This is a genomic window from Streptomyces sp. NPDC048434 (genome assembly GCF_043200375.1).
Taxonomy (GTDB): domain Bacteria; phylum Actinomycetota; class Actinomycetes; order Streptomycetales; family Streptomycetaceae; genus Streptomyces.
Window position 1 is genome coordinate 1 of record NZ_JBICXQ010000064.1, and the last position, 10,244, is coordinate 10,244.

At 67.9% G+C, this 10,244-nt stretch carries 12 protein-coding genes; 10 read left to right on the forward strand and 2 right to left on the reverse strand.

What is annotated here, in order from left to right:
* Both ACGFWI_RS38490 and ACGFWI_RS38495 read right to left on the reverse strand, forming a co-directional pair.
* A partial coding sequence (locus ACGFWI_RS38490; protein WP_393910720.1) for a phytoene desaturase family protein occupies positions 1-955 on the reverse strand: 955 nt, incomplete at its 3' end.
* A gap of 53 nt (positions 956-1,008) precedes the next feature.
* Entirely contained in the window at positions 1,009-1,464 is a 456-nt protein-coding gene (locus tag ACGFWI_RS38495) for an SRPBCC family protein (RefSeq protein ID WP_393910721.1), read from the reverse strand.
* 478 nt (positions 1,465-1,942) lie between these two features.
* On the opposite strand from ACGFWI_RS38495, the gene ACGFWI_RS38500 reads away from it, so the two are divergent.
* The 10 genes from ACGFWI_RS38500 (at position 1,943) to ACGFWI_RS38545 (ending at position 9,921) form a co-directional block, all read left to right on the forward strand.
* Complete coding sequence (locus ACGFWI_RS38500) at positions 1,943-2,857, forward strand: SDR family oxidoreductase (RefSeq protein WP_393910722.1); 915 nt, start codon at positions 1,943-1,945, stop codon at positions 2,855-2,857.
* Positions 2,858-2,908: 51 nt separating this feature from the next.
* Positions 2,909-3,148, forward strand: coding sequence for a DUF5133 domain-containing protein (locus ACGFWI_RS38505; protein WP_393910723.1), 240 nt, complete (start codon positions 2,909-2,911; stop codon positions 3,146-3,148).
* 480 nt (positions 3,149-3,628) lie between these two features.
* Entirely contained in the window at positions 3,629-4,003 is a 375-nt protein-coding gene (locus ACGFWI_RS38510; RefSeq protein ID WP_393910724.1) for a VOC family protein, read from the forward strand.
* Positions 4,004-4,127: 124 nt separating this feature from the next.
* Positions 4,128-5,084, forward strand: a complete 957-nt coding sequence (locus ACGFWI_RS38515; RefSeq protein WP_393910731.1) for a TIGR03557 family F420-dependent LLM class oxidoreductase — start codon at positions 4,128-4,130, stop codon at positions 5,082-5,084.
* Between the two features lie 27 nt (positions 5,085-5,111).
* Positions 5,112-5,609 (forward strand): DUF6328 family protein, encoded by a 498-nt coding sequence (locus ACGFWI_RS38520; protein WP_393910725.1) that lies wholly within the window; start codon positions 5,112-5,114, stop codon positions 5,607-5,609.
* A 523-nt stretch (positions 5,610-6,132) separates the two neighbouring features.
* Complete coding sequence (locus ACGFWI_RS38525; RefSeq protein WP_393910726.1) at positions 6,133-6,756, forward strand: DNA polymerase ligase N-terminal domain-containing protein; 624 nt, start codon at positions 6,133-6,135, stop codon at positions 6,754-6,756.
* The gene (gene ligD, locus ACGFWI_RS38530; RefSeq protein ID WP_393910727.1) at positions 6,740-7,762 is read left to right on the forward strand and encodes a non-homologous end-joining DNA ligase; all 1,023 of its coding nucleotides are present in this window, start codon (positions 6,740-6,742) and stop codon (positions 7,760-7,762) included. The genes ACGFWI_RS38525 and ligD overlap by 17 nt, the downstream gene beginning before the upstream one ends.
* A gap of 14 nt (positions 7,763-7,776) precedes the next feature.
* The gene (locus ACGFWI_RS38535; RefSeq protein WP_393910728.1) at positions 7,777-8,316 is read left to right on the forward strand and encodes a cysteine hydrolase family protein; all 540 of its coding nucleotides are present in this window, start codon (positions 7,777-7,779) and stop codon (positions 8,314-8,316) included.
* Positions 8,317-8,796: 480 nt separating this feature from the next.
* Positions 8,797-9,462, forward strand: coding sequence for an HAD family hydrolase (locus ACGFWI_RS38540; RefSeq protein ID WP_393910729.1), 666 nt, complete (start codon positions 8,797-8,799; stop codon positions 9,460-9,462).
* Positions 9,463-9,621: 159 nt separating this feature from the next.
* The gene (locus ACGFWI_RS38545; protein ID WP_393910730.1) at positions 9,622-9,921 is read left to right on the forward strand and encodes a hypothetical protein; all 300 of its coding nucleotides are present in this window, start codon (positions 9,622-9,624) and stop codon (positions 9,919-9,921) included.
* The last annotated feature ends 323 nt before the right edge of the window (positions 9,922-10,244 follow it).

Sequence of the window (10,244 nt, forward strand, 5' to 3'; positions counted from 1 at the left end):
CGACCTTGAAGGTAGCGAAATCCCACTGGAAGCGGCGCAGGTCCGGTACGAGATGGCCCGGCAGATGACGTGGGTCCACGAGCTCTCCGTACAGGGCGGGGACCGAGACGTCCGCGAGCACGGCCCGGCTCGCCGGTACGCATTCGCCGTCCGCCGTGCGCACCGCCACGGCTCGGCCCGCGCGTACGACGACCTCGACGACGCGTTCACCGCAGCGCAGTATGCCGCCGCGGTGTCGGAGCCGCCTCACCAGGGAGGCGGTCAGGGCTCCGGCTCCGCCCACCGGTACCGGAAAGCCGTAGGTCTGTCCGAGCATGGTCATCAGCCAGCCGAAGCCCCCGCTGCCGGCGGCCTCCGGAGCGAGGTCGGCATGGAGGGCGTTGCCGGCGAGGAGAAGCCGTCCCGCCTCTCCGCTGAATTCCTCTTCGCCTAGTCGTCGCACGGGCAGCAGCATCGTTCGGGCGAGGCGCAGGCCGCCGGCACCGCGCAGCCGGGCGGCGAGTCGAGCTGTCGATCGTACCGGTGGGAACGGGGTGAAAAGTGCGCCCAGAAGGTCGGGACCGATGCGGTCCCAGATCCGGCAGAGGTTTTGCCAGGCCGCTCCGTCGCCGCGGGCGAAGGCGTCCATGGCCGCCGCGGTCTGGTCCCGATCGCGGTCCAGTACGGCGCACCGGCCATCTGGCAGCGGATGGGCCAGGACCCGCGGGGCATGGCTCCAGCGCAGCCCCTCGATGTGCAGATCGAGACTGGCAAGGACGGGCGAGGCGGCGGCCAGAGGATAGAAGGAGCTACCGAGATCGTTGACGTAATCAGGGTGGACGTCGCGGTCACTGCGGACTGCTCCGCCTGGCTCGCTCTGCGCTTCCAGTACCTCCACCGACCAGCCGGCGTCGGCAAGAAGGTTTGCCGCGACGAGCCCGTTGGGCCCCGCGCCGATCACCACTGCGTCCGGCATCATCCCTCCACTTCGCCTTTGCTCGTCAGCTGGTGTGCTCCGGTTCGCCAGGATCAGGCAGGTTTCCCGGCGACTCCCGCCGGGGCCGCGGCGGCTTTGGCTAGGCGATCGAGCATGCTGCGGTTACGCAGCTGCAGCACGGCGTCGACCGCGCTGTTGTGCAGCAGTCCGCCGGGGCCGCGCAGCGGGTGTTCGTCGAAGATCACCAGAGCGTGCTGGCCCCAGGGGCGAACCTCGATGGCGATCCTCGCTGTGCCCAGCCACCCGCTGCCGACCTCGAGCTCGAGGTGCCGCGGTGGGTCGTGGCGACGGACGATGGTCTCGCCGGACACCGACCACGGCCCCACGCGCAGGGTGTATTCCAGCGTGGAGCCGCACTGCGGCCAGTCACCGGCCTTCTTGGTCGTCGCCGAAGGGCCCACCACCCAGTCGCTGAAGCGGGACGCGTCAGACAGGACCGCCCACACGTCCTCGGGGGGCCTTCTGATCAGCCGATGCCGCACGGCCATGCGAGCCTCCTGCGAACGAGACGTAGCCGTCGAATGGTCAGCCTAGAGCGGGACAGTCCTGTGGGCCTCCCGACGGGTCCCGGGGCAGGTGCGCTGTAGCGGGACATAGTGAGCACGGTGAGTACAGGCGGCGATGGGGGGCTGTGGTCACAGACCTGGTCGAGCCGCACCCTGCCGGTCAGGCATCGGGGCGGAGGCCGCACCGATCAGGGCCCTCCGCAGACGCCATCGGGCACCATCTCGTGATGCGCGGAGTACCGAGCGAAACTATCGTGGTGCGAGCGAGTTCACGATCTTCCTGCCGAGGACAGCCTGTCGGTCTTGGGGCTCTGCGGCTGGCGCGACGGTGAGTCGATGAGCGCCTGCGCCGTCGGAGTGCCCCCGTCTCGAGCCCCTGGCAGTGGCCTCACCGCCGCGATCAGGAAGACACCGGCAGAACGCCGTTGCCCCGGGCGGAGGGGCAGGGAGGAGTGCGGGCATGAGCCCCCAGAGCCCCCCGCCGCTGTCAGGTCGGCTCGCGGTGGTGACCGGAGCCGCTCGTGGGCTGGGGGAATGCATGGTCCGGGCTCTGGTACGCCGTGGCGCGACGGTGGCGCTGGTCGGGCTGGAAGAAGCTGAACTGGAGCGGGTCGCGGCGTCGTTCCCCGGGCGGGCACATCACTGGTGTGCCGACATCACCGACGAGGCCGCGCTGACGGCAGTTGCCGCGAGAGTGCAGCAGCAACTGGGGCCGCCGTCGGTGGTGGTCGCCAACGCGGGTGTGGCCGCCGCCGGGTCCTTCCTGCGGTCCGACGCGGACACATGGCGCCGGGTCATCGAGGTCAATCTCATCGGAAGCTCCCTGACCGCCCGTGCCTTCCTCCCCGGCCTCCTCACCACACGCGGCTACTACTTGCAGGTGGCTTCGCTCGCGAGTATGACCGCAGCCCCGATGATGTCGGCGTACTGCGCGTCAAAGTCAGGCGTCGAGGCATTCGCGCATGCGCTGCGTGCCGAGGTGGCACACCGCGGGGTGGATGTCGGTATCGGCTATCTCAGCTGGGCTGAGACCGAAATGATCAACGCTGCGGTCCTTCGGGAGCTGCGTGCGCGTCTGCTGTGGCCCGCGGGCAAGGTCTACAGGCCACAAGCAGTTGCCGACCGCCTGGTCCGCGGCATGGAACGGCGGGCCCCGGTCCTCTATGCCCAGCCGTGGTTGCGGGCCACACAGGTGATACGGGCCGGTCTGCCCGCCGTCGTGACCCGCTGGTTCCGCGATGAGCTGCCGAGGCTTGAACACCAAGGCGACTACGAGGACACCGGCCTGATCGGGAAGGGGGGCAGAGCGGCGACTGTTGAAGGCCCGGCAACTGAGTTCCGTGTCGTCAGGAAGGCGGCCCCGCCGGAGACATGACTGGCGCCGTTGGGGACACACCCTGAGGAGAGTCGATAAGGAGCCTGGATCATGTTGATGCCGGACCCGAAGGACGTGCGGGCCCTCCTCAGCCGGTATGCCGCTGCTCGGTTGGCCCACGCGGAGAGGGAAACCCTGAAGACCGCCGCGCAGCTGGACGATGTGTCGTACACCTTGTGCGTGGCCACGGCGACCGCAGAGATCAACGATGCCCTCGCCGCAGCAGACCGTATTCTGGCGCAGGATCCTCCCTCTGCCCGCAGCCGCCCGTGCGGAGAATCAGCTACGTAACGCATCCGCAAGTTGCAAGCCTCTGAAGAGATGCCTGCGTCCAGACAGCGATCACGTTGGCAAAAGAAGCGGTTGATGCTTCGATGCCGCAGGCCCGACATAGAGGCCCGTTGGACAGGCTTGCGGTAGGGGCTGGTGCTCCGAGTCATGCCATGCGGCTTTGCGAATTCCCCGGGGATACAAGAAGGATCAGTGATGTCCGTGGGCACTGTCAGAAGCTCCACCGAAGAGCCGCGCGATTGAACGGAAGGGGATGCGGAGATTGGGGATGGCCGCGGGCGTGAAGGCGCGGAGCACAGCGACCCGAGAGGCGGACGCCGACCGCTGCCTCGAATTTCCTGTCACGAGGTTGGGCCGACCCGGTTCTCCAGCCGTCGGTCGGGTCACGTGAGGGAGGGGGCCAACCGAGATAACTACCGATGCGGAACGGTTGCGCACGATCCATTCGGGTACCTGTTTCACTCACCCCGAGGAGGAGCGATGGCCATCGCGACGATCCGTACGCTCGTTTTTGATTGTCCTTATCCGTACGCCCTCGCCGACTTCTATGCGCAGCTGCTGGGAGGCGAGATCAAGGGCGAGACCGACAGCGAGTGGGTTGATCTCTACATCAGCGACGTGAAGCGGCTCTCGTTCCAGCGAGTACCTGATTACGTTCCGCCCGAGTGGCCCAGCACAAGCCACTCGCAACAGCTCCATCTCGACCTGGACGTGGACGACATGGAGGCGCGTGAAAGGGAAGTGCTCGCCCTCGGAGCAAAAGCCCTGGACCTTGAGGATGAAGGCGGAAGGCGAGACTTTCGTGTCTATGCTGACCCTGTCGGCCACCCTTTCTGTCTCATTCGACCGCAGTGACGTCCCGCCCCCTACCGAAGGCGGAACGGAACACCATGCAGACGGTCTGGGCGCAGTGCCCACGCGCCGGCCTTCACTGGTGTTAGAGATGTGAGAGTCCCAACGAGCCGGCTATGGAGGCCTGATCGTGCAGTACGGCTATTTCCTGTCCAGTGAGGAGCACGGGCCGGCAGAACTGGTCGAGCAGGCTCGTATGGCGGAGCAGTCAGGCTTCACCTCGTTGTGGATCTCCGATCACTACCATCCGTGGAACGATGCGCAGGGCCAGAGCCCCTTCGTCTGGTCGGTACTCGGGGCCCTTTCACGGGCAACATCGCTTCCGGTGGAGACGGCTGTGACGTGCCCGACGATGCGGCTGCATCCTGCCGTCACCGCCCAAGCGGCAGCGACCGCAGCGGTGCAGCTAGGGGGACGGTTCCGGCTCGGGGTAGGTAGCGGAGAAGCACTCAACGAGCACATCTTCGGGGACGCATGGCCCCACGCGTCGGTTCGTCTGGATATGCTCGAAGAGGCCGTGCAGGTGATGCGGAAGCTCTTCACAGGCGAGCAGGTCAGCCACCACGGCAGGTATTACACCGTGGAAAACGCGCGCCTCTATACCGTCCCCGACGAGCCGGTGCCCATCGACGTATCGGGGTTCGGTCCCGCAGCCACGGAACTGGCCGGTCGGATCGGCGACGGCTTTGTGACCATGGTTCCGGATGGTGAGGCGGTCGAGCGTTTCCGACGCAGCGGCGGCGGCACGAAACCCGTTCGCGGCGGCTTGAAAGTGTGCTGGTCCACCGATCGGGACGAGGCCGTCCGGACTGCGCATCGGCTGTGGGCCAACGAGCAGCTCCCCGGTGAACTGCCGCAGATTCTCCCCACTCCCCGGCACTTCGAGCAGGCGGCGCAACTGGTCACCCCGGACCGCGTCGCGGAGAATGTGACGTGCGGAGGCGATGTGGACGCGCACCTCAGCGCGATCAACGCCTACACGGACGCGGGCTTCGACGCCGTGTACATCAGCCAGATCGGCCCTGACCAACGCGGCTTCTTCGACTTCTACCGCACGCAGGTGCTGCCGCAGCTGACGCAATGACTGGCTCGTGGGATCACGGGAGGGCGTATGGAATCGTCAGGCCGAGGACAGATATCCGACGGACGCCATGAGTCGGCGGAGGAGCGGGCCGACCGGCGCTGGAATGAATTGCTGCAGGAAGTCCGCGTCATTCAGACCGGTGTGCAGATTCTCTTCGGTTTTCTGCTCACCGTCGTCTTTACGCCCCGCTTCGCCCCGCTCAGCCAAACGGACAAGACCATTTACGTGGTCACTGTCCTCCTCGGCGCAGCCACCACCGGTGCGCTCATCGGTCCCGTCACCCTTCACCGACTGGTCACCGGACGCCGGATCAAGCCTGAGACGGTTCTCTGGGCCGCACGGTTGACACTCGCCGGGACCTTATTGCTGTTGGCAACCGTCACCTTGGTGCTGCTCCTGGTTCTGCGCGTGGCGATGCACAACAGCGCCGTCCCCTGGCTCGTCATGGGGCTCGTTGCCTGGTTTCTGCTTTGCTGGTTCGCTTTGCCCACCTGGGCCCGCCACCGGAACTCACGCGAGAAGTGAGCCTCCGCCCGCAAGCGCTTCGACGCCTGGAGTCCGACCTCGGCCCGGTGGGCGCTGCTCACCGCCCTGGCCACCACCGACCCGCCATCCGTCCCACTGACGGACAGCTGCTTCACATTCGCCTGCGTCTCTGTTCCGCGCAGCACGCTCGCGTCGGAATGTCTGCCGCATGTGGGCGCTGCCGTCATCTGACTCTGAGCTTGCTCCCATTGATGCTTGGCCTCCTTCAACCGAGCACTCAACTCCGGTGCGCTCGGACATCAGGGCGCATCCGCGGTCTGCGGGCTGCCGCCCACGAGCTGGCGGTCGTGGAGAGCAATCCGGGCCCATGGTCCCTTCAAGCTCGCCGGGTTCCGCACCATCACCACCTTCCTCGGACGTTGAGTGTCCTGTGGCAGGTGGTGTTACCGGCCGTATCGGGCAGGCGAAGGGCTGTGGTGCGAGCGAGCGGGTGCACATGCGCCGCTGTCCGCCGCGCGCCACAGTGAGAGAGGCGGCCTCCGAAGAAAGGCAGGCAGAACCCGTGACCAGCAGGAACAAACTGACTACGTATCGTGGTAAACGGCACTTCGGCCGGACCCGCGAGCCGCAGGGTGGGCATGCTTCCGCTGGTGACACGCTGTGCTTCGTGGTGCAGATCCACGACGCCAGCACCCTGCACTTCGATTTCCGGCTGGAGGTCGACGGCGTGCTGAAGTCGTGGTCTGTGCCGGAGGGTCCGTCCCCTGACCCGCAGGACAAGCGGCTGGCGATGCCCACCGAGGATCACCCGCTGGAGTACCGGGATTTTGAAGGAGTCATCGCGGAAGGGGAGTACGGCGCAGGCACCGTGATGGTCTGGGACGGGGGCAGCTACCGGCCGCTGTCGGGGAAGAAGGGCCCCAGCCGCACGTTCAGCGAGGCGCTGGAACATGGCCATGCGTCGTTCTGGCTCGATGGCAGCAAGCTGCATGGGGGCTATGCGCTCACCCGGTTCCGCGGCGGTGGCCCCGGGTGGCTGTTGGTCAAGGAGGGCGACGAGCGGGCCGGAGCGCGTGGCACCCCCGACGCCCGCCGGGCCCGATCCGTCCGCAGCGGCCGGACCCCTGAAGCGCGTCGCCCAGGAGGAGGCCGGGGCGAAGGGAGCGGTGATGACCGGGGCCGGTGAGCTGCTGGCGGCCCTGCCTCCGGCCGAGCGGGCACTGCTGGACGACGCTCCAGCCGGCGAGGAGTACGCGGTGCGTCCGATGCTGGCCGTGCTCAGCGACCGCCGGGAGTTCGACGACGGGTGGATTTTCGAACGCAAACTCGATGGAGTGCGGACGCTCGGCGTGCGCGAACCCGACCGCACCCGGCTGCTGTCCCGCACCGGCCGCGACGTCAGCTCCAGCTACCCGGAGATCGTCGACGCCCTCGGTCGCCAGCGGTGCTGGGACTTCATCGTCGACGGCGAGATCGTCGCCTTCGCGCACGGTCGCACCGACTTCGCCCGCCTCCAGCAGCGGATGCAGCTCACCGACCCCGAGCAGGCCCGTGCCAGCGGCGTCGCCGTGACGTACTACGTCTTCGACCTGCTGCGGCTGAACGGCTGCGACCTCACCCGGCTGCCGTTGCGCACCCGCAAGTCCCTGCTGCGCCGGGCGCTCGACTTCCGGCAGCCGCTGCGTTTCACCCCGCACCGCAACCACGGCGGCGCCCGCGAGCTGGACGAGGCGTGCGCCCGCGGCTGGGAGGGGCTGATCGCCAAACGCGCAGCCGGCCGCTACCTGCCCCGCCGCTCCTCGGACTGGCTCAAACTCAAGTGCGCGCAGGGCCAGGAGTTCGTCATCGGCGGTTTCACCGAACCGGCCGGCAGCAGAATCGGATTCGGTGCCCTGCTCCTCGGCTACCACGCAGACGGCGCGCTGCGTTACGCGGGAAAGGTCGGCACAGGCTTCGACCAGGAGACCTTGCGCCGGCTTCGTACCCTGCTCGACGCCCGCCGATGCGAACGCTCCCCGTTCGACGGGCCCGTGCGTGAGCGAAGCGCCCACTGGGTGCGCCCCGAACTCGTTGCCCAGATCGGCTTCACGGAGTGGACCCGTGACGGCATGCTGCGCCATCCGCGGTTCCTCGGCCTGCGCGACGACAAGCGGCCCGAGGACGTGGTCCGCGAACGCCCGGCCCGGGGCTGACCGGGGGCCGCGCCATGTCCGACACCGCACTCATCGTGATCGACATGCTCAACTCCTACGACCACGAGGACGCCGAACTGCTGCTGCCCTCGGTGCACAAGGTCCTGCCGCACCTCACCTCGCTGATCGCACGGGCCCGGCGGAGCGAAGCCGAGGTCATTTACGTCAACGACAATTTCGGGCTGTGGCGCTCGCACCACGACGAGCTGCTGGACACCGTCCTCAGCGGCCCGCACGCGGATCTGGTGGAGCCGCTCCGGCCGGATGAGAACTCCCTGTTCGTGGTCAAGGCGCGGCACTCGATCTTCTACCAGACGCCCCTGGAATACCTGCTGCGCCAGCACGGCGTCGACACGATCGTGCTCTGCGGCCAGGTCACCGAACAATGCGTGCTCTACTCGGCGCTCGACGCCCATATCCGGCACATCGGCGTCACCGTCGTCGAGGACGCCTGCGCGCATATCCACCGCGATCTCGCGGAAGCCGCCCTGCGCATGATGGAACGCAATATGCAGGCCCGGATCGTCAGATCCACTGCCGAGGAGATCTTCTGAGCGTAAAGGGGACGACTCCGCTGTCGAGCCATCGGGCCTTCCTGTTCCGGTGCCTCTGACCGAGCTCTTCCCGTCTCCCCGTGCTGCCGCTGGGGCGTTGCACACCCTGCTCTGGCCGATGAGGTACGCGATCCACGAGGAAGTGCCTGATCTGCCAAAGAAGCCAACCGCACCGAGAAGGAGAGGAGAAGGAGAGAGGAAGGACAGGAAGACCGCGACCAGCTGATCACGGCCCTCGATCGACCGACTGGGGGCTCGCGGACTACTACTGCCCCATCGTCGATGGACGGGGTGTGTTCTCATCAAGGCAGCGCTCTCCCCGTGATGCCGGCGCTTGCTTCGCCAGACGACGGGCACCCGCCCCGGAGCTAGGCACTGGCACACCGCACGAGCTGAGGGGCGACGGCCTCGACCGAAGGTGCCGGCCTGATTCTTGCGCTGGATCGGGAGGGGCCTCATGGTGACCCGTAGGAGGCGATCATGAATGCGGACCGCAGAGCTGCACTGTTCGACATGGACGGGACTCTCGTGGACAGCACCTATCTGCACGCCGTCACCTGGTGGGAGGCGTTCCGCCAGGTCGGCCACCGGGTGCCGATGGCCGCCATCCATCGGACTGTCGGGATGGGGGCCGACCACCTCATCGGCCACCTCTTGGGCCCTGGCCGGGACCGCGACCGCGATGCCGCCCTCAGCGCGGCGCACAAGACGCTCTTTGCCGAGTATTGGACCCGCCTTGCGCCCTTGGACGGAGCTGCTGACCTGTTGCGTGCCTGCGCCGGACGCGGATGGGAGGTGGTGCTCGCCAGCTCGGCGGGCGGGGCGGAGCTGAGCGCCATGCGCACCGCGTTGGATGCCGAGGACGCCCTCGCGGCGGTCACGGGCGCGGACGACGTGGAGTCCAGCAAACCCGCCCCTGACCTGGTGGAACAGGCGCTCGCGCAGGCCGGCACCGAGCCCGGGCGAGCGGTGTTCGTGGGAGACACGGTCTGGGACATGAAGGCCGGTGTTCGGGCCGGGGTGCCGTGTGTGGGCGTGCTCAGTGGCGGCTACTGCCGCCACGAGCTATTGGAGGCGGGAGCGCAGGAGGTCTACGAAGGGCCGCGTGACCTGCTGAGTCAATTGGACTCGTCTCCACTCGGGTGAGACACGACCTGCGGCACGCCACAGACTGCCCCTCGGCTCGTTGCTCCCTGGAGGCGACCAGGCCTTACTGGACCGGCTGGGGCCCGACGCCCAGGCCGTGGGCCGGGGGAGCTGGCTGACCTGCTGTCCGGACGGCGTGGTGCCGTCAAGAGTGCGCTGATGTACCAATCCGTGATCGCGGGCCTCGGAAATCTTCTGTGTGACGAGATCCTCTGGAGGGCCTGCGTCTCTCCCCGGCCGCCGGCGCGGGACCTCGGCGGGACGGCGTACCGGAGCCTCCACGCGGCGATGGGCCGGGTGCTCCGCAGCTCCGTGCGCGCCGGGTGCGTGCCGCCGCGGCGTTCCTGGCTCACGGCGCGCAGGGAGACAGCGAGCCGCTGTGCCCGCGCGGTGGCCGGCCGCTGTTCCAGTCGAACCGCCGGCCGCCCCACCGTCTGGTGTCCACGCTGCCAGCCCTGAACGGCTTTCCTGTGAGCCGGGCAGGACATGCGGCCCGTGGTGATTCGATGCCGCAGCCTGGACCCTTGCGAGGAGCCCCCCGCGCCTGGGGCCACTTCCCACCGGCGGGTGGGGAGACCTTCGTCCAGGCTTCGTCCCGGGCACCGAAGCGTTCGCCGGCGGTCGGGCCTCGTTCTGTGTTCTCTCGTCTCCAGGGGCCCGGGAACCGTTGAAGGTGCTCTCTGGGCACCACTGCTCGACGGGCGTAGCCGGCTTCACTGGTGGGTCCGTACCTGCCGTCACGGACGACCTGACAGGCCAAACCGAACACGCCACGACCGTTG